Origin of the sequence: Bradyrhizobium semiaridum (assembly GCF_020329505.1) — a bacterium.
Classification (GTDB): domain Bacteria; phylum Pseudomonadota; class Alphaproteobacteria; order Rhizobiales; family Xanthobacteraceae; genus Bradyrhizobium; species Bradyrhizobium semiaridum.
Map to the genome: position 1 here is coordinate 51,859 of NZ_JAGKJJ010000047.1, position 23,890 is coordinate 75,748.

Sequence of the window (23,890 nt, forward strand, 5' to 3'; positions counted from 1 at the left end):
CCCGCAGGCGGGGAGAGGTGAAAGCGAGCAGCTAGCCGGTCTTGATCCAGACCGCCTTGACGTTGAGATACTCCTCGACGTGCTGCTTGCCGGACTCGCGGCCGTAGCCGCTCATCTTGTAGCCGCCGAACGGCACCGCCGGGTCCATCGCCTGGTAGCAATTGACCCAGACCGAGCCGGCGCGCAGCGCCTTCGCCACCTGATGCGCCTTGCTGACATTGGTGGTCCAGACGCCGGAGCCGAGGCCGAAGGTGGTGGCATTGGCGCGCTTGATCAGCTCCTCCGGATCCTTGAAGGAGATCGCCGAGATCACCGGGCCGAAGATCTCCTCCTGCGCGATGCGCATGTTGTCCTGCACATTGGCGAACACCGTCGGCTGCACGAAGAAGCCCTTTGCCAAGGCGCCCTCGGTGAGGCGGCCGCCGCCGGCCACCGCCCTTGCGCCTTCCTTGGCGCCGATGTCGAGATAGCCGGACACGCGGTCCATCTGCTGCTGCGACACCAGGGGACCGATCTGGGTGTTGGGATCGAGGCCGTTGCCGACCTGCAGCTTCTTGCCGAACTCGGCGACGCGGCCGACGAATTCGTCATAGACCTTCTGCTCGACGAACAGCCGCGTGCCGGCGCTGCAGATCTGCCCGGAATTGGCGAACACCGCCATCGCCGCGCCCGGCACCGCCGCATCGAGATCGGCATCGGCGAACACGATGTCCGGCGACTTGCCGCCGAGCTCGAGCGAGACGCGCTTGAGGTTGCCGGCCGAGGCGCGAATGATCGACTGGCCCGTGACGTGCGAGCCGGTGAACGCGACCTTGTCGACATCGGGATGCGAGGCGAGCGCGGCGCCCGCGGTCTCGCCATAGCCCGGCACGACGTTGACGACGCCGGACGGAATGCCGGCCTCCATGCAGAGCTCGCCGATGCGCAGCGAGGTCAGCGGCGATTCTTCCGCCGGCTTCAGCACCACGGTGCAGCCGGTCGCGATCGCCGGGCCGATCTTCCAGATCGATGCGGTGAGCGGCCCGTTCCACGGGATGATGGCGCCGACCACGCCGATCGGCTCCTTCAGCGTGTAGGAGAAGATCTCGCCGGGCAGCGAGTTCTCGATGGTCTCGCCATGAATCGCGGTGGCCTGGCCCGCGTAGTAGCGCAGCATGCCGAGCGCACGCAGCCTGTTGCCGCGGGTGCGGCTGATCGGCGCGCCCATGTCGAGGGTGTCGAGCTGCGATAATTCCTCAAAATTGGCTTCGACCAGCTCGGCGAGCTTGAGCAGCATGTTCTGCCGCTCGAACGGTTTCACCTTGCTCCACGGGCCTTCGAAGGCGCGGCGCGCCGCGGCAACGGCGCGGTTGATGTCCTCGGCGTCGCCCTCGGCGACGGTGGCAAGCAGCTCGCCGGTTGCGGGGTTGTGCGTCTCGAACCTCTTGCCGGAGGCGGCGTCGATCCATTTGCCGTCGATCAGCATCTTCTTGTAGGAGCCGTCGGCATAAGGATGGCGCGTGATCGGAATAGCCTGTGAAACAGCCATGGTTGCACTCCCTGTCAAATGTCGGCTGAGGTTCTTTTGGAAGCGTTATATCCCGAATTCTACAGCGGCGGCGTGAAACCGTAAAGTCGAGCCCGCGTTGAGGAGAGCAGCGCGCACGAAACCCTCCCATGCGCGCGCGTGCATGCTGCGCCAGCGTTATGCTACTCTGCAAGCATCAGCCACATATGTGTCCGGAGACCGCCGATGCCTCATCCCGTGATGTCACCAAATCATGTTGCCGTGATCACCGGAGGCGCCTCCGGCATCGGGCTTGCCGCCGCGCTGCGCTTCGCGCAGGCAGGCATGAAGGTCTGCATCGCCGATCTCGGCGATGACCGGCTGACCGCGGCTGCGGCAAAACTGGCATCTGCGGCGCCGGGCGGCGCAGATGACGTCATGGCGTCAGCCGTCGACGTCAGCCGCGCGGATGCCGTAGCGGACTTCGAGGCTGCGGTCGCCACGCGTTTCGGCGGCACCGACATCCTAATGAACAATGCCGGCATCCAGCCCGGCAGCACGATGTTCGGTCCATCAGACAATTGGCAGCGCATCCTCGCCGTCAATCTGTGGGGCGTCATCAACGGCACGCAGGCCTTCGCGCCCAACATGATCAAGCGCGGACGGCCGGGGCTGATCATCAACACGGGCTCGAAGCAAGGCATCACCACGCCGCCCGGCGATCCCGCCTACAACGTCTCCAAGGCCGGCGTGAAGGCTTTTACCGAGGCGCTGCAGCACGAGCTGCGCAACACCGACGGCTGCCGGATCACCGCGCATCTGCTGATCCCGGGCTTCGTCTTCACCGGGCTCACCGCGCGCGGCCGCACCGAGAAGCCGGCCGGCGCCTGGACGTCGGAGCAGACCGTCGACTTCATGATCGAGCGGCTCGACGCCGGCGATTTCTACATCCTCTGCCCCGACAACGACGTGCCGCGCGCGCTCGACGAACGCCGCATCCTGTGGGCCGCCGGCGACATCGTCGAGAACCGCCCGCCGCTGTCGCGCTGGCACAAGGATTACGGCGACGCGTTTGCCGCGTTTGTGAAGGGGAAATAACTCGGTCCCTGTCATTGCGAGGAGCGAAGCGACAAAGCAATCCATCGAACCGCATACGCGGAAGCATGGATTGCTTCGCGGGGCCTGTCATCGGGCGCGCGTTCGCGCGACCCGTTGGCTCGCAATGACGCGGAGAACAGCGACGGAATCGCGCCGCTCCACGATTCTACGAACTCTCGTCATTCCGGGGCAGCCCGAAGGGCTGAGCCCGGAAGCCATCACGCCACGAAGTCTGCGGCCCAATGGATTCCGGGCTCGCGCTGCGCGCGCCCCGGAATGACGGGGATGGATTTGCGATCGATATCCTGAGTCAGGCACGCGAATTCGCGCGCACCAGCACCGGCGCCGCCGGCCGCGCCTCGCCGAGTTCGCTCTGCTGGGCGCGCGGCTACAGCGTCTCCTGCTTGTGGCCGCAATTCTTGCAGACGAACTTGACGCGGGTCTGGCCCTTGTCCGCCTGCACCCGATTCGGTGCGCCGCACTTGCCGCAGACGGCCTCGATCCGGGTCGTGCCCTGCTTGATGACCAGGTTCCGCTTTTCCATGGTCTCGCGGATCAGGCGCTCGGCCTCCTCGCGCAGCGATTGCTTCGACATCATCCCCACCGTCGTTGGCATGATCCGGAAGCGCGACGCGGCTTTCCGAACAAGATCAAGGCTCAAACAAAGATTCCAGAACACGACGCGTCATCACGCTTCGCAGCGGCGTCATAGCACGAGCGGATGAAACTTTGACAGTCCATATCGCACCGTAACTTCACGGCGCTCAGACGATCAGCCGCTCGATCGGCAGCCTAAAATGCCGCGGTTTCCGAGGTTTTGCCGGGTTGCCGACGCGGAACACGTTGACGAGGCGCAAACCGGCGCCGATTTTGCCGAGCTGCCGCAGCCGCTCGTTGCAATCGGGGTGATCCGCCAGCGCCGAGATCGGACAGGCCGCAAGGCCGGCTCGACCGATCTCGAGCCAGGCGCGATAGAAATGCCGGCCCGTCGTGAGCGGATCCTCACCGACCGGACGGCAGAACAGGACGATGGCGCATGCGGACGCGGTCTTGCCGCCGTCAGCGAGCAGCGGCGCCGCGAGGCCGAGCCGGTCGAGCGGCTTGAACAGGCCGCCAAGCACGAAGCGGGCGGCGGTGGCCTCGACCGCATTCATCCCCAGCGCGTCGCGGTTGAGACCGTCATGCAGATAGTGCGGATGGTTCGCCGACAGCCGCATCCAGTCGAGCAGCTCGTGCCGGTAATCGTCGCCGCGGACAAAGGACAACTCGGCCTGGTCGGCCCAGCCGGCGATCTCGGTGATCGCATCGCGATCACGGATGCAGATGACATTGTCGCAAACGGCGAGTTGCGCCAGCGCCGCCGCATCACCGGACGAGCCGGCGAATTTGCCGCGCCAGGACATCCGCCGCGCGACATGATCGGCCAGCGGATCGCGCGCGACGCCATCCCTGATCGCGAAGCTGCACAGCGCGGCAAATCGCGGCGACAGCGGCTGCTCGATCGTGGTCAAGGCGGTGATCGACAAGCCGCGCCGGTGCCGCGCTTCGGCGACCAGCTCGCGCAGCAGCTCCGGCGTCAGGCTGCTCATGCGCCGGCCAGCCGCTTGCTGAAGAGATGCAGCCGGTGCAGCGGCTTGGCGCCGACCTTCTCGGCCTGGCGCAGCGACGGGCCGTTGATGTCCGCGATCCAGGTGCCGCCGAGGGTGCGGTAGCCGGCCTCCTGCAGCGCCAGCGCGGTGCGATAGAGCATCGCGCCGTTGAGGCCGCGATTGTGCAGCTCGCGGCACACCGACTGGTAGATCAGCACGGCGCGGGTGTTCAGCATGCGGTGCTGCACGAATTTGAACGGCGTGGTGAGGCCGATGCGGCCGCCGATCGCCTTGACCAGCGGATTGAGGTCGGGGATCGCGATGATCGCGCCCGCGGGCCGGCCGCGGTAGTACACGACGGTCGAGATCCGCTTGTCGATGATCCACATCATATCGCCGGCCTGGAACAGATATTCGGCCGCGGTCGGCGGCACGAACATCGGGTTGTCGGCAAAGCCGTCGTTGAGGATCAGGCGCGCATCCTCCAGCCGCGCCTTGAACGCAGAGCGCTTGATCGGCTGCCAGACGAAATCCTTATCCTTCAGCACCGCGCGCTGCTTGTCGCCGAGCAGCTGCTCCGGCTTGCCGCCGTCGAGCGCGATCTCGAACGTCGTCATCGGGAAGGTCGCGGCATAGCCGGCGCGCCGGAGATGCTCGGCGATGTGCGGCGGCGACCACATCATGTCGGTGAACGGCGCGTTGTCGAAACCGTCGGTCATCACCCCGATCTGCTGCATCGCCGTCAGATTGAAATTGCCGGTGATGCGGCTCATGCCGCGGGCGGCGAGCCACTGCTCGGCGGCCCGCAGCAGCGCATCGGCGACCTCGGGATCGTCGACGCAGTCGAAGAATCCGAAGGCGCCGTGGCGGGTGCCGTGCTTGCGGTTGGAGGCGTCATGGATCGAGGCGGTGATGCGGCCGACCGGCTTGCCGTCGCGATGCGCCGAGAACAGCGCGTAGCGGCCGTGGCCTTCGGTAATGAAGGGATTCTTCTTCGGATCGAACATCCGGTCGAAATCGCTCCACAGCGGCGGCACGTAGAGGCTGTCGCGGCCGTAGGCATTGAGCGCGGCGTCGAAGGCCGCCTTACGATCGCCCTCTCTGATCTCCAGCGTCATTTGGCCTCCGGGGTCAGCGCGAGCAGTCGCCGCACCAATGCGAGGGCGGTCTCAGTGGCGGGATCGGCCGCGGTGACGGGCACGGCAAGCACGATCAGGTCGAGCGGATCATGCGCCAGCACGATCACGTGGGTGGCGCTGTTGGCGGTCATCAGCGAGACCATGCGCTCGGCCGCGGGTGCGACCGGCGACAGCCCCCACGGCGCGTCGGGCCGCCGCAGCACGCGCCGCGTCGACAGGAAATCGCGCAGCAGCGGCGGATCGTACAGCGCAAGCTCGCTCTCGCGAAAACGTCTCGCGCTTTCGAAGATCGGGTGCCGCGCCAGCTCGGCAATCAGCTGGTCCCGCGTCTCTGCCGGCGATGCAGCGACTGAATTGAGCACGCCCGGCTCCTGCGATTCGAACAGCGCGCGCAGCGCATCCGTCATCAGACCGATGGTCAGCACGCCCGATATGGCGACCGCGACGAAGCGGACGATCTGTGCGGCGTCGACATCGGCCGCCATGAAGGCGGCGGCGAAGCCGAGCAGGCCCGAAGAGATCAGCCGCAGCGCCATCATCGCAAGGCCATGGCGGCGGGTCTCGGCGCCGCCGCCGGCGATCAGCATCACGGTGACGGTGAGCAGCGCGCCGAGCGCGCCGAGCCGCACCGGGATGTCCGGAAACAGCGTGCGGAAATCGGTCAGGATGAACGGGATCACGACCAGCGCGCCGACCGCCATGCGGCCGATGCTGCGGTTCTCCGTGGCCATCAGCCCGGCGCGGTCGCGGCTCGCCAGCAGCAGCGCGCAGGTGGCAAAGCCGACGAGTTGGAACAGCGCCAGCGCGATCGCGTAGGGCATCGCAAACCGTTGCAGGCCGAAGGTGCCGCCGAGGCCGAGCAGGATGCCGCCGCCGAGCGCTGCGATCTTCACCGCGCGCGGCGCGTGACGCCGCAAAATGCCTTCGGTGACGATCAGCGCGCCGAGCGGGATCAGCGCGGCCGGGATCACCGAGAGGCGATCGAGCAGCACGCTGCCGGTCCACCAGGCGAGGCCGCGGTCGAGGAACAGGATCGCGATCACGCCGAGCGCCAGCAACAGACGGCGGGCCAGCGGGCTCCTTGGATCGCGCCGGTAGAACGTCGCCATCGCCACCGCGAGCCCGATGGCGCCGCAGAGATTGACGATGGAATCGGCGATCACCCCCGAGGTCATTTGGCGCTCGTCAGATCGTCGATGGCGCGGCGCACCAGCGGGCGCATCAGCGCCGTGAGCAGCGCATTGCGCGGCTTCTCGATCGCGGGCCGGTGCGGATTGAGGAACCAGCCGCGGCAGTCGGTGCCGGAGCTGCGGCCGAGGATCAGCGCGATCGCCTCATAGGCCATCAGCATGCCGGTCGAGATCACCATCGGCGCAAACGACATCCGGCTGCGGCGGCCGGCGGCGACCTCGCCGGCAATCGCGAGGTCGACATAGTTGCGCGAGGAGGAATGCAGCATCACGTGCTCGATCTCGGCGCGCATCGCGGCGCGGCGATCGTCCTCGGTGATCTCGGTCCAATCCTTCTTCGTCGTCGGAAAGCCGAGCCGCTCCTCGGGGCGCGGATCGTCGGGCCGTACCACGATCACCGATGGCAACGGCGACATATAGGCGTCGATCACCGTCGCATCGGCGCGCTTGGCGGTCCGGTACAGATGCACGCCGGCGGCGATGTCGTCCATGCCGTTGACGATGACCGGGCAGCGCTGCGCGATGCCGGGCAGTTCGTCGGTCCAATTTTCGCCGAGCACGTCGACCTCGATGGTCGGGTTGATGCGTCGCGCTGCTTCGGCGGCGACCTCGGCCTTTTCGCGGCCGACCTCGTCGGCGAAGGCGAACACCTGGCGGTTGAGGTTGGAAACCTCGAAGCGGTCGATGTCGGCGATCACGAACTTGCCGACGCCGGCGCGCGCCAGCGCCATGAAGGCCGCGCCGCCCATGCCGCCGACGCCGCAGACGAACACCCGCGCCTGCCGCAGCAATTGCTGCTCGCGCTCGTCGATGAAGCCGATATTGCGGCCGGTGAAGGAGTAATAGTCGAAATTCATTTGCTGGCCTCGGGATCGGATTTGCGCGGCCGCAGCGTCCCGAACGCACGGCTATCGTCCAGCCAATACACCACCGGCAGCACCAGACGCTGCAGCGCCAGCATCGCGGAGGCCGCGAGCAGCGCCGGCAATGAGCCCGACGGCACCTCACTCATGATGTAGCGGCGTGCGCCGGCGAGATCGATGCGGCCGAGCTGCAGCACGTCGTCGCCGCGCGCGTAATCCAGCTCGCGCTCGCAGAACTCGTTGTAGATCGCGTTGCGATGCTTCGGCGCGACGTCGAACGTTTTCTTCAGCGCGTCCGAGCCGCCGGTATAAGCGTTGGTGATGACCGAGCGCGCCTCGTCGAAGCCGGCCTCCTCGCCGACGCCGAACACCGCGCGGTGTTTGGCCATGATGCCGCGGGCGAGCTGCAGATGTGCAAAACTCTGCCGCGCGCCGGGCAGCGGCGACGGGAACACGTCGGAGAAGGTGTCGCTGACCATGCCGACCACCGCCGGCACCTGGGTGACGTTGGAGATCCATTTCGGCCGCAGCCCGTCTCGGGCGAACAGCACCAGCGCGGTCAGGCCGTACAGCACCCAGGACAGCCCCTGCCCGCGCACATCGGGATCGACCATCACGAGGCCGAGATGGGTGACGGCGGTCGGCTCGCCGTCGAGCGGCACCTGCATCACCGACAGCGCGTTGAAGGCGATGGGACGGCCAGTCTCCTCCTCAGAGATCAGGGTGATCACGGCGCGCGACAGCCGCTCGGGCTCGCCGGAGAAGATGCCGTAGGTCAGGCTCTCCTCGGGCAGCGTCTTGGCGGCGACGATGCGCAGTTGCTCGACCAGCGCGTCCAGCTCCGCCTTCGGCAGCGACAGGCCAGGGGATTCGACGATGCGGGTGCGCTGGCCGGCCTCGGTGCGCAAAGTGAGATCGATGGTCGGCTGCGACAGCGCCTTCAGCCAGAAGCCGGCATGGCTGCGCAGCGCGTCAAGCGCCGCGCGCGCTTTCGCAAGACCCTTGCCGGGCTGCGCAGCCTTGCTGCCGCGCGGGTCCGCTGTGCCGTTGTCCATGGACGCCATTTCTCTGTCCCTCGGGCACGATCTCTGCATGTGCTCGTGTTAAGGAGCGATGAGCGCAACCTGGCGGTGTTTGCCGCAGGGTAAACAAGCCGTTCAGGAAACCAAGCGAGTTCGTGGAGAGAGGATTTCGCCGGGACGACGTCGAGTGCGTGGCACAGCTCACGGCCAATCACGGCATGGGACGCCTCGTCTCGCCTTCACGCGAAAGCGGCGGGTGACGCATACCCGCCGCCTGTCGTCCTTCGGCTCAGGCCGCCTTCGAGACTTCCATCAGCAGGCGTTCGGCCTTGGCGTCCTCGATGCGGTTGACGAACTTGCTGCTCTCGTAATTGTCGCGGATGGTCTTGGTGAGCGTGACGCAGGTCTGCACCAGCATCACGATGCCCATGGTGAGGTAGCCCTTCATCCAGAGATCGATCGGCAGGAAGAACACGCCGATGCCGACGAGGAAGGCGGACGCGGCGAAAGACACGTAGGTGAAGGTGATCCAGGAGCCGCTGTGGGGTTGGATGGTCTGGTTCATAGTACTCTCCTTTGATGATATGGGTTTGGTGACAATGTTTCGGTGTCGGGCTTGGGTTCGGTGTCAGACTTGACGGTTCACGCAGCGGGCGGGCGCTTGGCTTTCAACCGCGCCAGCACGTCGTCGGCGGTGGATTTCATGCGCGGACCAAAGCCCTGCTCGGCGAGCTTTTCGGCAGTGGCAAGCGGGCCCGATGCGGCGTCGATCTCGATCAGCGCCTCGTCGGCGGCCTGGGCTTCGATCTGCCGGTCGCGCAGCCGCTTCAGCGTGGCCTCCGCTTCCGGCAGCGTCGATTCATACGGCCGCGCCGCCTCGATGCCGCTCTTGCGCAGCGAGCGCACCGCTTCCGACGCCCGCGCCAGCCGGCGGCCGCGATCGAGCTCGGCGATCCGCGCTTCGGCGCTGGCGACATGGCGCTTCAGCCGCGTGATCTCCGAAGCGAACAAGGTGCGCGCGGTCATCGCGGCATCGCGCTCGGCCTCCAGATTGGCGATCGCCTGCGCGGCTTCGCGGGCGAGGTCTTCCCGGCCGCCCTCGATCGCCGCGGTGGCGCGGACCTCGAGATCGGCGATCCGGGCATTGGTGGTCTCGAGCCGGCGGCCCTCCTGCTGGTCGCTGGCAATCGCAAGTGCCAGCGTCCGCTTCGAACGGTCGACGGCGGCCGCCGCATCGCGCATCTGCTGGTCGAGGATGACCAGCGCTGTCCTATCTTCCAGTTCCTCCTCCGCCGCAGCCACGCTGCCCCGGAAAAGCGTCAAAACAGTTTTGAACATTTGGTCTCTCCCTGTTATGAGCATCGCTCATGAGTTTCTTATACCACATCGTGAGCGTCGCTCAACAATTTCTTGAGCGACGCTCACGGCTATGGTTAACGGCGGGTAAGCAATGTCCAAAGCCCTGGAAAGACGAGCTAAACTGCTGGAAGCCCTGATCGAGGCGGCAGAACGTGCGATTGCGACAAAGGGTCTCGGCGGCCTGAAAACCCGCGAACTGGCCCAAGAGATCGGCGTCGCCAATGGCGGCGTCTACAATCTGGTCGAGGATGTCGACGAGCTGATCCTGCGGGTAGGCTCGCGCACGCTGGCGCGGCTCGATGCCTCGCTGTCGCTGGCCGAGATCGGCGGTGCGGCCGCGCCGCGCGAGATGCTGGTGCGCATCGCGGTCGCCTATTGCGACTTCGCCGCCGACAATCTCGAACTGTGGCGCGCGCTGTTCGAGCATCGCATGCAGCCGGGCAAGCCGGTGCCGGACTGGGCGATCTCGGAGCAGATGGAATTGTTCCGCCACATCTACAAGCCGCTTGCCGCGCTGTTTCCCGAGCGTTCGCCGACGCAGCTCGGCATCACCGCGCGCAGCCTGTTCTCGGCCGTGCACGGCATGGTCGCGCTCGGGCTGGAGCAGAAGCTGATCGCGGTGCCGATCGGCGCGCTGCGCAACGAGATCGCGACTCTGACGCGCGCGATGATCGACGGGCTGACCGCGAAGAAGGCGTGAAAGCTGCTGCAGCGCCGGGGCCTTACGGCTCCATCGTGTAGGATCTTCCAGGTTCGAGCGCGTAGATCGTCAGAAAGCACAGCGGCCGTTCAGGGTCGCAATTACGAAACAGCGTGTGCGGAAGATCGGCGCGGTCCTGCAAGGTCTCGCCCGCGCGATACCGGCGCGGCGCCTCGTCGCCATAGGCTGATTCGGCGACGCCTTCGACAATGAAGATCACGCCGCCGACCGGATGCCAGTGCAGCGGAGCGACGCCGCCGGGCGGATAGGTCACCTCGGCAACAACCAACTCCCGATCATCGCCGGGCAAGGCAAGACGCTCGAGGGTCTTGCGCGTGACACCGGCGAAGCCGGATTGCGGGGCATTCGCCTGACCGTCGTTGCTTTGAGCCATTGGAACCCTCTCTTGCGCAATGCGATGACGATGGCGACGCACCGTCGAAGCAGCAGGGTGCCGAAACCGCGTTGTCAGGCCCATGCAAATGCCCGTGAACGGAAGCCCTTGCCTCTCCTGTCCCCACGTTGCAAGTTTCTGCGCGAAACCTTCAGCAGTGAGCCTTGCATGACAATGAGCATCGTGACGACGCGATGGTTGAGGATCGCCGCTCTGGCGCTTGTCGTGACGGCGCCAGGCATCTTGCCGGCGTTGGCAGCGCAGGCCGCGCCCCAGTGCTCGATGTCGGTCACGCTGGCGGATTGGGGTGAGAACGCGACCGGCGATATCGATGTCGTCTCCGGCGAAAGCTGCCAGATCCCGATCGGGATCCGCGGCACGGTGACGACCTCGGCGATCGCGCAAAAGCCGGCCTACGGCAAGCTGAAGAAGATCAACGCATCGACCTTCGAGTACAGGGCGAAAGCCAAATACAGGGGAAGCGATACGTTTGCGATCAAGGCAACAGGTCAGGGGCCGAAGGCGTCCGGCACGTCGGTCATCACCGTACGCGCGACGATCAAGTAATCACTCGCGACACCAACCAGGTCTGTCTCCGCCACGGTCTCGCGGGGGGGCCCGCATCCGAAAGTTCAGGGGTATCGCCTGCGCCCTCACCTCGTGGAGTTTGTGCGGACCGGCGTCGCGCCTGCGGGTGGCATTCGGGCAACATCCTCGGAAAACAAACACGATCCGTATTTTTCCGCCCTTGTCCGTCCACATCTCGGAGCGACAATCGGCGGTGTCGCATGCTTGGCTGGGCAACCGGGCTCCGGGGGAGCCCCTGGAGGCTGGGTTGATGAACGCGCGGCGAACGGGAGCGGCGGCGTTGTGCCGGACCATGGTTCTCCCGGGTTCGATCGTGGTGTGGCTCGTATCCGGTTCGGCTGATGTCGAACGCGCCGGCGCGCAGGCCGTGGACCATCACGCTCCTGTTGCCGTCGCCAACAGCGTGCCCGATGCAGCACCTGCGATCGGCAGCGCTGCTGCCGCCTCGTCCGATCCGGCAGATGCCGGCAGCGCCGCCCCAGCGAACGTCACCACGACCGCGGACAGGGTCGAAGCGATCGTCGAGGCTGCACTAAGCGATCCGGCGCAGGTGTTGCCGGACGCATTGCCGGAACAGCCGTCGGTCGCGACCACGCCGGATGCCGTGCCGCGTACCGCGGTGCCGAAGATCGACTCCGTTGAAATTCTCGACGAATGCTGGGTCATGCAAGCCTGCGTCGACCGCTATCTGTGGGCTCTCTACCAACGCGCGCCCAAGGAGGACACCATCAGGGTGCCGGAACAGCGGCCTGTGACGATCAGGAAGAAGCGCAAGACCGTGACCGTGATGCGGACCTTTACCAGGCTCGTCGACGACGATTTCACATGGAAGGACCCGAAGGCCGCCGCACGCGCCGGCATGCCCATGACGGACTACGTGATCGGAGGCATGGATCGCGGCTTCAAGCTGAGGCTGTTTCGCGCGCTTCTCGCCGCCGAGCAGGCTGGCCTGTCGCCGGGCATCACCAGCGCATTCCGCGATGACTATCGCCAGTCGATTGCAAGCGGCCTCGCCGCGGCAAGCAACAGGTCCTTTCATGGCGGCAGCCTGCGCGGCGGCTACGGGCATGGGCTTGCCGCCGACGTCGTGAGCGTCGATGGCGCGACGCGCGACGAGCGCTTTGCCGCCTCGCTGAAGCTTTGGAAATGGATCGATGCCCACAAGGAGTTCGGAATAGGACGGCCCTATCTGGGCAGGGACCCGGCGCATCTGGCTCCGATCGACGGCAGGGAATACGTCTCGCGCCGCGGGCCCAGCGGTGGCAGCACCACCGTGGTGCTCGGTGCAAGGAAGCGCAGCCGGGATAGCCACGGGGCGAAACACCACGGAAACGCAAAGCCGACGAAGCTCACCATCACCCGAGCGGCTCGCCGCACCTGATCGCGGCCAGACTTAATTAGGCGTCAGAATGACCTTGCCCTTGAATGCAGCGGCTTGCGCGATCGCGTCTGAAAAACCATCAAGGTTGTAGCTCGCGACAACGGGCGGACTGATCGCTCCCGACGCGACCATCGGAACGAGATGGTCGTACATCTTCGCGATCGCGTCGTCGGTCGCCGTCTTGCGCCAATGGCCGAGCCAGAAGCCGCGCACCGATATCTCGTTGAAGATCACGCTCGGCGCTGAACCGGAGAACGGCTGGCCGCTCACGCCGCTGTAGATCACCAGCACGCCCTTCGGCGCGAGGCAGTTCATCAGGTTCAGCGTGGATGGGCCACCGACGACGTCGAGCGCGAGCCCGATCGGCGCTCCGCCGGTCTCGGCGGCGACGCGCTTGGCGAGGCCCGGTCCATCGACCAGCACGACGTCGGCGCCAAGGGACTTCAATTCGGCGATCACCTCTTCGCGCCTGACGATGTTGACCGTCCTTATTTCGAGCGACTTCGCGATCGCGATCACCGTGCACGCCGGGCTGATGGCGCTCGCGCACCAGACGCCGGATGCGAAGCGGGTGAAGGCCGTAATCGGCCAGGTGATGGAACTGCTCGACTGACCGTCGACCGGCACGGACCTTGCTTGACCAGGTGCGACGACCTCTCACCAACGTGATCATATGACGCTTATCATTCAATTGAAACGCGGCGCTTCACGACCATCTCCGCACAGAACCATTGCCGTCCAGAATGGGTGTGAGATGAACAGGTATCGTTGGCGTGCGACCTTTGCTGCATTTGCCGTCGTGATTGCGCTGGCAATCGCCGCTGGGCCGGCGCGCGCGCATGATCGTCAGCGCCCGGAGCTGAACGCCTGGTATCAGAGCCTGCAGAGCGGCAAGGGCCCCTGTTGCGACGGCAGCGATGCCAAGCATCTCGAGGATGCCGATTGGGACACCAAGGATGGGCACTATCGCGCCCGCCTCGAGGGCGAATGGGTCGACGTTCCCGACGACGCCGTGGTGCGCGGACCCAATCACGCCGGCCGCACCGTGGTCTGGACCTATTATCTCGACGGCCATCCGAAGCCGCGCTGCTTCATGCCGGGCAGCATGAGCTGAGCAACTCCGAGACGCAGCGCCGCCCGCCATCGAGTAGCCGCCGCGGATCAGAGCGCGAGCTGGATCCGGTTCTCGCCTTCGGTGTCCATCTGTGCCGGCACGGCGCTGCAGATCAGCACTTCGTCGCCGGCCACATCGGCGGCGGGCTCCTTCAGATAGGTGACGGCGCCCGCCAGCAATCTGGTCCGGCAGGTTCCGCAACTCCCCGTACGGCAACTGAATTCGGGGCTGAGGCCGCGCGCTTCAGCCAATTCGAGCAGCGTCCCGGATTCCGGCGTCCAGCGTGCCTCCTTCAGCGAATTGGTGAAGGCGACTGCGACCGGAGAGGTCGCCGCCGGCCGGCGCGATGGCGCGGCGGTCGCAGCATCGTTCCGTCTGGCCAGCGATGATGGACCGAACGCCTCCGCATGAATCCTGTTATCCGCAATATTGTAGCCGCGCAGCCCGTCGTAGAGCGATTGCGTGAACTGCGGCGGTCCGCACAGATAGAAATCGTAGTCGTTGAACGGCAGGACACGCGACAGCAGCGCCATGTCGATCCGCCCCGCGGCGTCGTAGTCGATGCTTTCGGTGGCGCCATCGACGTTGCCGAGCACGCGAATGACGCGCACCGCGCCGCCGGACGCGTCCGCAAGCTGCTGCAATTCATCGCCGAATGCGCGTTCCTGCTTCAAATGCGCGGCCTGAAGCAGGATGGTCGGCCGGACGCGGCGGGTGCGCAGGCCCTCATAGACCACATGGCGCAGCATCGCGAGCAGCGGCGTGATGCCGACGCCGCCGGCGAGCAGCACTGCGGGCCGCTTCTCGCGCGCATCGATCGTGAACGCGCCGTTTGGCGCGCGCGCCTCGATGACGTCGCCAACGCTGATCGCGTCATGGAGGTGCCGCGACACAAGGCCATCGCGCTTCACGCTGATGCGATAGGCACCGTCCGATGGCGCGACCGAGAGCGTATAGGTGCGGATCACCGGCGTGTCGGCCCCGGGGATCGACAGCCGGATCGGCAGATGCTGCCCGGCCCGGTGCGGCAGCAGTCCCGCGCCGTCGTCGGGCCGCAGATGAAACGAGCGGATCGAGGCACTCTCGTCGACGATCTTGGTGATCTTGAACGGACGCCACTGCGTCGCGCGGTCGGCGGCACGGAGGCGGTCGGCGGCCTGCGCCCAGTCGCCGGTCATCAATGAATTCGGCGACCAGCCGTTGGCCTGGAAGGCCCAGCGCAGCGGCAACGCACCGCGCCGCCGCACCACGCGGCGGGCGCGAAAACGCCAGAGCCGCTCGGCGCCCTGGAACGCCGCGATCTCGGGCGAGTCCAGAATCACCTCGGCATCCCCCGTCAGCTGCAGGGTGTCGCCGGTTGCGAAATCGACAAACACCAGGCCGGCCCTGCCGTTGACGAGGATGTTGCCGAGCGTGGCGAAGAACAGATTGCCCGCGAAATCCGGGATCGTCAGCGTTCCGTCGCCGGCGACGTGGACGAAGCCTGCCTTGCCGCCACGATGCGAGACGTCGACCTGGCGACGGTCCTCGCGGTCGGCATAGGAAGCGACGAAGAACGTATCGGCGGTCCTGATCATGTCGCGCGCGGCCTGATCGAGCGCCGTGCTCCGCTCGATCTCTCCGGTGAACGGCTCGTCCGGCGCGCGCACGAAGCTGAAATCGCGCAGCTGGATGTATTGCGGGCAATTGCCAAAACTCTGATCGAGATCGAAGCCGAGCGCCTTGCCTGACGATGCGCGGAGCAATCCGTTTGCGCGGTTGCGGCGGCGGGTGTGCAGTTCGATTCCGAGCAGCCCGATGGCGTCGCCGTCGCGCATGCCCGCGCTGACGGGATCGCTCGGATCAGGCCGCGCATCGATCTCGAGGCTGTGCGGCGTCGGCGAGGCGATGAAGCCGGGCCTGCCCGCCAGCAACGAGGCCCATGCATCACCCTCGTGATCGACGCTGCCGACGATGATGAAGGGAATTTGGGCGTAGAACTCGCGATGCTGATCGGGCATGAAATCGCGCACGGCGCGCTGGCCGACGGCCTCCATGCGCTCGGCAACGCCGACCTGCTGTTGGATGGCTTTCTCACCGGCATGCCAGGTCTCCAGCTTCACCTTGTTTCGCCTGTCGCTCATCTCACGGCCCTCCCTCTCGGGGCGGAACGGGCGCACCCGCAAGGCGCGCCCGGTCGGCAAATCACGCAGCCGCGAGACCAGCGGCGGTCTTCGCGAACGGCACGAAGCCGGGCAGCGCCTCGATCCGGCGCAGGAACGCGGTGACGCGGGGATAAGAGGAGAGATCGACATTGCCTTCGGGCGCGCTCGACAGATAGCTGTAGAGCGCGACATCCGCGATGGTCGGCTGCGTGCCGACCAGCCAGTCGCGATCGGCCAGATGCGCTTCGAGCCGCTTCAGCAGCACGTGCGCGCGGGCGATCACATCGTCCGGATTGTGCTTGGCGCCGAACACCGTGATGAGCCGCGCCGCAGCCGGACCATATGCGAGCTCTCCGGCGGCGACCGACAGCCAGCGCTGGACGGCGGCAGCGCCGATTGCATCGGTGGGCAGCCAGTCGGTGCGGCCAAGCTTGGTGGCGAGGTAGACGAGGATCGCATTGGAATCGGAAACGATGACGCCGTCATCGTCCAGCACCGGCACCTGGCCGAACGAATTCAGCGCAAGGAATTCCGGCGTCTTGTGCGCGCCCGACTTGAGATCGACGTGAACCAGTTCGTGCGGAATCCCCAGCAGCGAAATGAACAGGCGGGCGCGATGCGCGTGGCCCGAAAGCGGAAAGTGATAGAGCTTCATGATGCCGTTCCTGATGTCGTGGATCGGGCCATTCCCGACCGCGCGCTCAAGGTGGCGCATTGCACCTGCCATTTGAATTAGTGGCCCAGGCACTTCTTTGTTGCAAATTATGCAATAAATCGAATTCGACAGGGGTCGCCACCGGCGTGCCGGTCAGACGCCGAGCCATCACACCCGCGCGGCGAAGATCCTGGCCGTGTCGTACTAACCCGCGACCCGCATCGCCGTCACCGCGACGCAGGCATTGCCGAACGGAATTAGCATCACCTGCGCGCCGTTCGGCAGCGCCAGCGTGGCGAGATCGCCGAGCGTGCCGCTTTGGCCGTGCAGCTTGGCGAGCTCGGCGGCAACGGCCGGGCAGCTCTCCGCGCTCGGCGTCACCCGCACCAGATTGCCCTCGCAGGACGATCCGACCGGCGCCGCGAACACGATGCCGGCGGCACGCTGCGCGTTCTGCGGGTTCTGGTTCGGCGTCAGCGCGACCAGCGACTGCACCGAATGGGCATTGCCGGCCTTCTGGTCCCACTGCGACTGCGCGGTGTAGGTCGAGTTCGCCGCGAGCCCGCGGCCGAGCGTCCCGAACACATTGGCGCAGGTCACGATGTTGCCCTGCCTGGCGTGATCGTCGAACACCGTCGGCTGTTGCTGCGCCGCCTGCTGCGGCAGCACGGGCGCGGCAGCGGCCGGCGCCTGGGTTTCCTGCGGACGCTTGTGCGGCTGCGGCTGCTTGGCGGCCTTCCTGGCCGGCGCCGGTGCGGCCTGTGGCTGCAATGGCACCGGTTGCTGTACGGCCGGCTGCGCCTGCTGGGCATAGCCGACGACGCCGGCCGCACTGAGTGCCGCGACCACCACCGCGGCGAAGATCAAGACAGGGGTCCTCAATCGCATCGGCCGCTCATCCTTTACCTTTTTCATCCCTTGGTTCACGCATGCCGCGCCCCGTCACTTCAGTTTCGCCAGCACCGCCGACAGCCCGTCGAGCGGCGCCTCCAGCACGACCGGTCCGATTTGCGGGAGCTGGTAGGAGACCCGGCAGGGCGTCGCTGCGCGAATGTGCCGCTTGAGCACGTTGCCGATCGCGATCGTGGCGAAGCAGAAGGCCGCGTCGCATTGATCGGTCTGCGCGACGATGCGATCCGGCGTATCACCCATGGCAAGCTCGATCTGTGCGCCGACGCCGGCGCCGGCCGGGATGCGCATCATCATCAGCGGCTTGCCGTCGGCGGTCGCGACCAGCGACCAGTTGAAGGCGACCGCACCCTGCGCATTGACGATCGACTGCGTGACGTTGCAGACGCGGCGCTTCGACTTCAGGCTCTCGTCGCAGATCAGCGTCCAGTTGTGGAACGGCTGGATCATCCGCCTGAATTCGCCGAGCGTCTCGCCTTGCGGGATCGCCACGTCCGACGGCTTCACGGCATAGCCGGCGGGCGGTGCGCCTTGCGCGCTCGCCGCTCCGCACAGCCAGATCGCCGAGGCCAGACAAGCCAGCCGCCTCGTCGACACCAGGATCAATTCAGCGTCAGGCTGACGCCGGCGCTGACGCCCCAGTCGCCGCCGGCGGTGGTCGCCGCCGCGTTGGAGCGCAGCCGGCCGTTTTCGCTGGTGTAGCCGAGACCGAAGGCGAGCGCGCCCTGGCTGCGCCAGACGCCGCCGCCCGCCGAGGCGCTGACCTTGCCGGGCCGGTCGTCATAGCGCAGAGACGCGGCGGCCATGCCGATCGCAGCAGCGCGCCAGGCATCCTGCCGCACCTCGCCGATCTGGCCGTTGAGCTGCTGGAATGCGCTGTTGAGCTGATTGACGTTGACCGCGTCGGTGCCAGCGACGCCCGCCGCCACGTTGCTGATAGTCACCGGCGCGCCGTTGCCGCTGTTCAGCGTCAGCTTGTTGGTGGTGCCGCCCGATCCGTCGCCGTCATAGTGGATCGTATTGTTGGCCAGCGCCTGGAGCTGGCTGACATTCACCGCATCGGTCGCGGCCGAGCCCGCCGCGACATTGGTGACGCGGCGCTCGCTGCCGGACGAGCCGACCGAGACTTCGCCGGTCGCAACGCCCGCCACCGCTTTGCCGACCACCGGCGTATAGGCCGCATCGCTCAGGCTGGCCGTGGTGGTGGAGTTGGCGCCGAGCGCCAGCGAGTTGGCCTGGGTTGCCTTGGCGCCGGCGCCGATCGCCACCGCATTGTCGGCCGAGGCGACCGAGCTGTTGCCCATCGAGATCGCATTGGTCCCGCTCGCGACCGACTGCCCGCCGATCGCGACACTCTCCGTGCCGGAGGCCAGCGAATCCGCCGCGGTCGAATTGGCATGGAAGTATTTGATGCCGCCGCTGCCGCTGGTGATGTTGTTGACCGTGGTGTAGAGGCCGTCGAGCGCGGTGTTGGTGGCCCAGAGCTGCGAGCCGTTGATCGCATCGGTCGAGGTTGCGCTGATCTGGCCCGCGGCCAGATTGGTGATGGTGCGTTCCGACCCGGCGCTGCCGACGCTGACCGTCGAGGTCGGCGCCGTCCCCGCGAAATTGTAGGTGGTGCCGCCGATCGAGGTGCTGGCGGTCTGCACCACCGTGGAGGTGGTCGAGTTGGCGCCGAGCGCGACGTCGCCGGCCTGTGCGGTCGCCTTGGCATTGGCGCCGAGCGCGACACTGGTGGGGTTGGTGGTCGACGATCCCGCGCCGAACGACAGCGACTGGATGCCGTTGGCCTGCGCATTGGTGCCGAGCGCGATGCCGTCGGCAAAGCTGACCAGCGAATTCTGGCCGATGGCGATGCCGCCGGGCGCGGTCTGCTGCACCAGCGCGCCAAAGCCCATGCCGATGCCGTTGTCGCCGTTGACCACGGTCTCGGCGCCGACCGCGACCGAGTTGTTGCCGACGGCGAGCGAGTCGGCGAGCGTCGAGTTGGCGTGGAAATATTTCGTCGGCGTCACCGAGAACGACGACAGCGCGCCGGTCAATTGCCGCAAGGTGACGGCATCGCTCGATTCGGTGCCGTCGGCCACGTTGGTGATCTGGCGATAGCTCGTCGAGGTGCCGACCGACACCGCGCCGAGCAGCGTCTTGTCCGTGGTGTTGTAGGGGATGACGGTGCCGCCGATCATGCCGGAGGCCGGCGCCAGCGCGCGGTCGGCCACCGAACCGGAGCCGATCGCGACGCTGCCGGCGATCGTGGCCTGCGAATTGAAGCCGACTGCCGTGGCGTTCGCCGCGGTTGCCGACGCGGCGACGCCGGCCGCCATCGAATTGGTCCCGGTCGCGCCGTTGTTGTTGTAGTTCGCCTGCTGGGTGCCGCCGTCGTTGACGCTGTAGTAATGCGTCAGGCCGTTGCTGACGACCGTCGCCAGGTTGTCGATCGCCGAGGTGGCGGCGAACAGCTGCGAGCCGTTGATCGCATCGGTCGAGGTGTTGGTCACCTGGCCCGCCGCGACATTGGTGATGGTGCGTTCGTTGCCGACGGTGCCGACGCTGACCGTCGAGGTCGGGGTCGCGCCGGCGAAGGTGTAGGCGTTGCCGGCGATGCTGATGCCGCCGGTGCCGACCGCCGCGGCGGTCTGGCTGCCGGCGCCGAGCGCCACATCGTTGGCGTTCGACGCCGTCGCGCCGTTGCCGATCGAGACCGAGCCGGTGCCGGTCGCGGTCGACACCGAGCCGATCGCCACCGACTCCGTCCCAATTGCCTGCGAGTCCGCCAGCGTCGAGTTGGCGTGGAAATACTTGATGCCGCCGCCGGTGGTGATGTTGCTGACGGTGGTGGCGAGGCCATCGACCGCCTGGTTGGTGGCGAACAGCTGCGAACCGTTGATCGCATCCGTCGAGCTGTTGCTGAGCCGTCCGGCGGCAACATTGGTGACGGTGCGCTCGGCGCCGACCGCGCCGACGCTCACTGTCGAGGCCGGCGTCGCGCCGGCGAAGGTGTAGGTGCTGCCGTTGATCACGGTGCTCCCCGTGCCGACCGCGGCGGCCGTGACCGAGCCCGAGCCGAGTGCGACATCGCCGGAGCTTGCCGCCGCCGTTGCGCCATTACCCAGTGCGATGTTGCCCGCAAGTCCGGCGGCGCCCGCAGTGGAGCCATTGCCCAGCGCCACCGAGCCCTGCCCGATCGCCTTGTTGTTGTTGCCGATCGCAACCGCGCCGTTGGCCTGGTTGGCGGCGGTAGCGGTCGCCGTGCCGTCGCTGTTGGCGATGTTGTTGGCGCCGCCGGTGAAGGCACCGGTGCCGCTGGCATAACTGGGATCGCCGATCGCGACCGCGCCGTTGCCAAAGGCGGTGTTGCCGGCGCCGATCGAGACCGCCTGGCCGCCAGCCGCCTGCGCGCTGGTGCCGATCGCGACCGCGTTGCCGGCATTGGCGAGTGCATTGGTGCCGATCGCCAAGGCGTTGGCGGCCTTTGCGCTTGCAGTGTCGCCGATGGCGATACCCGACGGTGCATTGGTGACGGTCGATCCCCAACCGACGGCGACGCCGTTGGTCGACGCCGCGTCGACGGCAAGCCCCGTGTTGGCGCCGATTGCGACGCTGCCGCTGCCCGCGGCGATGATCTGGTTGCCGAGCGCCGTTGCATTGACGCCGGTCGCCTGGCTCAGGTCACCGAGTGCGGTGCTGTCCTGCGCGCTTGCGACGGATTGGTAGCCGACCGCGGTCCCCTGTGCCGCCGAGGCCTTGGCGAGATAGCCGACTGCAAGCGAGTTGGCGTCGCTGGCAGTGGCCCCGACACCGGTCGCGAGCGAATTGGTGCCGCTGGATGCCGCATTGTTGCCGATCGCTATGCCGCTGGTCGCAGCAGCGTTGACGACCGCACCCGATCCGATTGCAACCGAGCCGCCGGGAGCCAGCGCTTGGGTCTGGTTGCCCAATGCAACGGCGAAATCTCCCGATGCGGTGGAGGAGCTGCCTCCGGCGAATGAGTTGATCCCCGACGCGGTCGCCTGCTTGCCAAGCGCAGTCGCGCTGTCCGCCGACGCAACGGATGCCCAGCCGCCGGCCCATGAATAGTTGGCGCTAGCCGAGGAGCTGACGCCGACCGCGGTGGCGTTTCCTCCCGTGGCGTGAGCGAAGGTGCCCAAGGCGCTCGAGCCGGCTCCGGTTGCATTGGATTGAACGCCGAGAGCGACCGAATTGACGCCGCTCGAGACCGTGCCTTGGCCCAGCGCCATCGCGCCGCCGCTGCCCGTGGCCTGCGCGTTCAGGCCGAGCGCGACCGAGTATTGCGCCGACGAAAGGGATTGGCGTCCGACCGCGATGGCGTCGGCCTGAGATGCCGTCACGTCCGTGCCGATGCCGATGGCGCTCACGGCGAGGGCACCGGTTCCCGCAGCAGTACGCGAGCCGAGATAGATCGAGTTCAACTGCGAAGCGATCGTCCCGAAGCCGATCGCGACCGCGTTCTGGGCACCCGCGTTCGCGCTGCTGCCCTGGGCGATGGAATCGCTTCCGGACGACGTCGCTGCACTTCCAATCGCGATGGCGCGCACTCCGCTTGCCGCCGACCCGGTGTCGATCGCCACGGAGTCGGTGCCGGTCGCACTTCCGCCACCAAGGGCCACGCTGCCGGCGCTTGCGGGCGAGGCGGTGACCACGGCGACGGCGAGCGCGCCGAGCGTCGTCGCGACGGCTGTCCCGCCAAGTCCAAGCGTCCCGAGGCCCAACCTATCCCGCTTCACACCCAGAACGCGATGCGCCGACCGCAACACTGCCAGCAGCCGGCGGCGCAGCGAGCGGCTATCCTCGGCACGCGCAACCCAGTTGCGGACGAAGCCGCGCGGTTTCATCGGTACGGTTGGAATCCGTGCGACAGCCATGATGCGTCCCCATTGTGACAGCTTGCCAAAACGCCGGGGAAGCCGCGCCACGGACAGAACCGACGCGCACGCCGGCGCGCGGACAGGTCAGGATGACGGCGCCACGCGCGGTCACCTTGCAGTCCTGGCTGAGGATGTGGCGGGCTTAGCGAACGCATCTTTGCCACCCAGCGTTCGCCCGGCTGCCTACCATGATGCCCCCGAGTCGTCATGAACGAAGAGGATAGACACAATTTCGTCAGCGTCACTCAGCACGCCGTCCAAATAGATGGCAGATCGTCTCACAAGTTGAACGATTTGTGCGGCACACGGCAGGCGAAACCGCACAATGCATCCGACCGTGCACTGAAGGGTAGAGATCGCTCTCCTAAGTGATTCGCGCGCGGGCTCAACCGCCGATTGATCCGCGGCGCTTGCCGGCGCGCGCCTCGCGCGGGCTGATTCCGAACTCGCGGCGGAACGCGCGCGTGAAGTCGGACGCCAGCTTGAAACCGTGGCGGTAGGCGATCTCCTGCACCTGCCGGTCGGTGCCGCCGACGAGTTCCGCATGCGCGGCGCACAGCCGCTTGCGCAGGATGTAGCCGGCGACGCCGCCGACATTCTCGAAGGCGCGATAGAGATTCGAGCGCGAGATCCGCAATTGCTGCGCCACACGGTCCGGCGTGAGATCGAAGTCGCCGAGATGCGCTTCGATATAATGACGCGCACGCTCGAACAGCAGCGATTCCATCGCGCCCTGCGCCTTCGCCTCGGCCGACAGCTGGATGCACGCGGCGATCATGTTCGCGGTCGCGCGCCCGGCCTGGCGCAGCTCGTCCGGCGACATCACGGCCAATCGCATTTCGAGCCGATCGAGGTAATCGATCAGCAGTTCGATCAGATTGCCTGACAGGATGAGGTTGCAGACGCTGTCGAGTTGCCCGGCCGCGGCGGCGAATGCACCGCGCGGCAAGCCCAGCACCAAACCGTCATAATCGGTGATCCGGCCCTGGAAGTCGTCGTCGAGCGAGATCAGGAACATGGCGCCAGGCCGGGCGTGCAGCCGCCGCTCGCCGGTTTCGAACCAGGCTTCGCCCGAGCGCACGCGGAACAGCCACCAGAAATCGACTCGCGGGCGCTGCGACGGCCGGGGCACACGCGCGAACGTTTGCGCCGCAAAGCGCCCCGACGTGAACACGACGTTGGCCATGTTGCAGGTCAGGTACTCGACCTCGAATCCCCGCGCCGGATCGTGGCCCGGCGCCGGGGCGACGTCGAGCAGCGAGGCCATCCGCGTCTTCCAAACCTCGAACTGTTCCGCCGGCCGGTACGGCCGGGTCGAGAACAGAAGCGGCGGCGCTGCGCTGATGTCCTTGAGGTCGCGAGGTTCGCGCGGC

General features: G+C 66.8%; 23 protein-coding genes. 6 read left to right on the plus strand and 17 right to left on the minus strand.

What is annotated here, in order from left to right; all coding sequences use genetic code 11:
• Positions 1-31: 31 nt before the first annotated feature.
• Entirely contained in the window at positions 32-1,528 is a 1,497-nt protein-coding gene (locus tag J6500_RS30475) for an aldehyde dehydrogenase family protein (RefSeq protein WP_225716400.1), read from the minus strand.
• Between the two features lie 204 nt (positions 1,529-1,732).
• Here J6500_RS30475 and J6500_RS30480 point away from each other — a divergent pair, with 204 nt between their 5' ends.
• The gene (locus J6500_RS30480; RefSeq protein WP_225716401.1) at positions 1,733-2,584 is read left to right on the plus strand and encodes an SDR family NAD(P)-dependent oxidoreductase; all 852 of its coding nucleotides are present in this window, start codon (positions 1,733-1,735) and stop codon (positions 2,582-2,584) included.
• Between the two features lie 388 nt (positions 2,585-2,972).
• Here J6500_RS30480 and J6500_RS30485 read toward each other — a convergent pair whose 3' ends face one another.
• The 8 genes from J6500_RS30485 to J6500_RS30520 all read right to left on the minus strand — a co-directional run bounded on the left by J6500_RS30485 (position 2,973) and on the right by J6500_RS30520 (position 9,725).
• Positions 2,973-3,179, minus strand: coding sequence for a hypothetical protein (locus tag J6500_RS30485; RefSeq protein ID WP_225716419.1), 207 nt, complete (start codon positions 3,177-3,179; stop codon positions 2,973-2,975).
• 169 nt (positions 3,180-3,348) lie between these two features.
• Entirely contained in the window at positions 3,349-4,173 is an 825-nt protein-coding gene (locus tag J6500_RS30490) for a hypothetical protein (protein WP_225716402.1), read from the minus strand.
• On the minus strand, positions 4,170-5,291 hold the full coding sequence (locus tag J6500_RS30495; RefSeq protein WP_225716403.1) for a GNAT family N-acetyltransferase: 1,122 nt from the start codon (positions 5,289-5,291) through the stop codon (positions 4,170-4,172). The genes J6500_RS30490 and J6500_RS30495 overlap by 4 nt, the downstream gene beginning before the upstream one ends.
• Complete coding sequence (locus tag J6500_RS30500) at positions 5,288-6,487, minus strand: hypothetical protein (protein WP_225716404.1); 1,200 nt, start codon at positions 6,485-6,487, stop codon at positions 5,288-5,290. Before J6500_RS30500 ends, J6500_RS30495 begins: the two co-directional genes overlap by 4 nt.
• Positions 6,484-7,359: a HesA/MoeB/ThiF family protein gene (locus J6500_RS30505; protein WP_225716405.1), complete on the minus strand. Its 876-nt coding sequence runs from the start codon at positions 7,357-7,359 to the stop codon at positions 6,484-6,486. The genes J6500_RS30500 and J6500_RS30505 overlap by 4 nt, the downstream gene beginning before the upstream one ends.
• Positions 7,356-8,429 carry a hypothetical protein gene (locus tag J6500_RS30510; protein ID WP_225716406.1) on the minus strand — a complete coding sequence of 358 codons (1,074 nt, stop codon included), beginning with the start codon at positions 8,427-8,429 and terminating at the stop codon, positions 7,356-7,358. The genes J6500_RS30505 and J6500_RS30510 overlap by 4 nt, the downstream gene beginning before the upstream one ends.
• A 247-nt stretch (positions 8,430-8,676) precedes the next feature.
• Positions 8,677-8,952: a YiaA/YiaB family inner membrane protein gene (locus J6500_RS30515; protein WP_225716407.1), complete on the minus strand. Its 276-nt coding sequence runs from the start codon at positions 8,950-8,952 to the stop codon at positions 8,677-8,679.
• A 77-nt stretch (positions 8,953-9,029) separates the two neighbouring features.
• A complete protein-coding gene (locus J6500_RS30520) occupies positions 9,030-9,725 on the minus strand; it encodes a PspA/IM30 family protein (protein WP_225716408.1) in 696 nt (231 codons plus the stop codon).
• A gap of 112 nt (positions 9,726-9,837) precedes the next feature.
• On the opposite strand from J6500_RS30520, the gene J6500_RS30525 reads away from it, so the two are divergent.
• On the plus strand, positions 9,838-10,446 hold the full coding sequence (locus J6500_RS30525; RefSeq protein ID WP_225716409.1) for a TetR/AcrR family transcriptional regulator: 609 nt from the start codon (positions 9,838-9,840) through the stop codon (positions 10,444-10,446).
• Between the two features lie 22 nt (positions 10,447-10,468).
• Here J6500_RS30525 and J6500_RS30530 read toward each other — a convergent pair whose 3' ends face one another.
• Positions 10,469-10,924, minus strand: coding sequence for a cupin domain-containing protein (locus tag J6500_RS30530; protein WP_225716410.1), 456 nt, complete (start codon positions 10,922-10,924; stop codon positions 10,469-10,471).
• A gap of 84 nt (positions 10,925-11,008) precedes the next feature.
• On the opposite strand from J6500_RS30530, the gene J6500_RS30535 reads away from it, so the two are divergent.
• Together J6500_RS30535 and J6500_RS30540 are read left to right on the plus strand one after the other, a co-directional pair.
• On the plus strand, positions 11,009-11,407 hold the full coding sequence (locus J6500_RS30535; protein ID WP_225716411.1) for a hypothetical protein: 399 nt from the start codon (positions 11,009-11,011) through the stop codon (positions 11,405-11,407).
• Between the two features lie 271 nt (positions 11,408-11,678).
• The gene (locus J6500_RS30540; protein ID WP_225716420.1) at positions 11,679-12,809 is read left to right on the plus strand and encodes a M15 family metallopeptidase domain-containing protein; all 1,131 of its coding nucleotides are present in this window, start codon (positions 11,679-11,681) and stop codon (positions 12,807-12,809) included.
• A gap of 12 nt (positions 12,810-12,821) precedes the next feature.
• Here the strand turns inward: J6500_RS30540 and J6500_RS30545 are convergent, their stop codons facing one another.
• Positions 12,822-13,328, minus strand: a complete 507-nt coding sequence (locus J6500_RS30545; RefSeq protein ID WP_225716421.1) for a zinc-binding dehydrogenase — start codon at positions 13,326-13,328, stop codon at positions 12,822-12,824.
• Between J6500_RS30545 and J6500_RS30550 the strand changes: the two genes are divergently transcribed.
• Positions 13,285-13,422, plus strand: coding sequence for a hypothetical protein (locus J6500_RS30550; protein WP_225716423.1), 138 nt, complete (start codon positions 13,285-13,287; stop codon positions 13,420-13,422). The genes J6500_RS30545 and J6500_RS30550 overlap by 44 nt on opposite strands.
• Before the next feature lie 141 nt (positions 13,423-13,563).
• Positions 13,564-13,923, plus strand: coding sequence for a hypothetical protein (locus tag J6500_RS30555; RefSeq protein WP_225716412.1), 360 nt, complete (start codon positions 13,564-13,566; stop codon positions 13,921-13,923).
• Positions 13,924-13,970: 47 nt separating this feature from the next.
• On the opposite strand, the gene J6500_RS30560 is transcribed toward J6500_RS30555, so the two are convergent.
• The 6 genes from J6500_RS30560 to J6500_RS30585 form a co-directional block, all read right to left on the minus strand.
• Entirely contained in the window at positions 13,971-16,046 is a 2,076-nt protein-coding gene (locus J6500_RS30560) for a 2Fe-2S iron-sulfur cluster-binding protein (protein WP_225716413.1), read from the minus strand.
• A gap of 61 nt (positions 16,047-16,107) precedes the next feature.
• Positions 16,108-16,722, minus strand: coding sequence for a glutathione S-transferase family protein (locus tag J6500_RS30565; protein ID WP_225716422.1), 615 nt, complete (start codon positions 16,720-16,722; stop codon positions 16,108-16,110).
• A 204-nt stretch (positions 16,723-16,926) separates the two neighbouring features.
• Complete coding sequence (locus tag J6500_RS30570; protein WP_225716414.1) at positions 16,927-17,610, minus strand: hypothetical protein; 684 nt, start codon at positions 17,608-17,610, stop codon at positions 16,927-16,929.
• 54 nt (positions 17,611-17,664) lie between these two features.
• Positions 17,665-18,228: an invasion associated locus B family protein gene (locus J6500_RS30575; RefSeq protein ID WP_225716415.1), complete on the minus strand. Its 564-nt coding sequence runs from the start codon at positions 18,226-18,228 to the stop codon at positions 17,665-17,667.
• Between the two features lie 5 nt (positions 18,229-18,233).
• A complete protein-coding gene (locus J6500_RS30580) occupies positions 18,234-22,514 on the minus strand; it encodes a beta strand repeat-containing protein (RefSeq protein WP_225716416.1) in 4,281 nt (1,426 codons plus the stop codon).
• Positions 22,515-22,902: 388 nt separating this feature from the next.
• Positions 22,903-23,890 (minus strand): helix-turn-helix domain-containing protein (locus tag J6500_RS30585; RefSeq protein WP_225716417.1); only part of this gene is annotated, 988 nt, incomplete at its 5' end.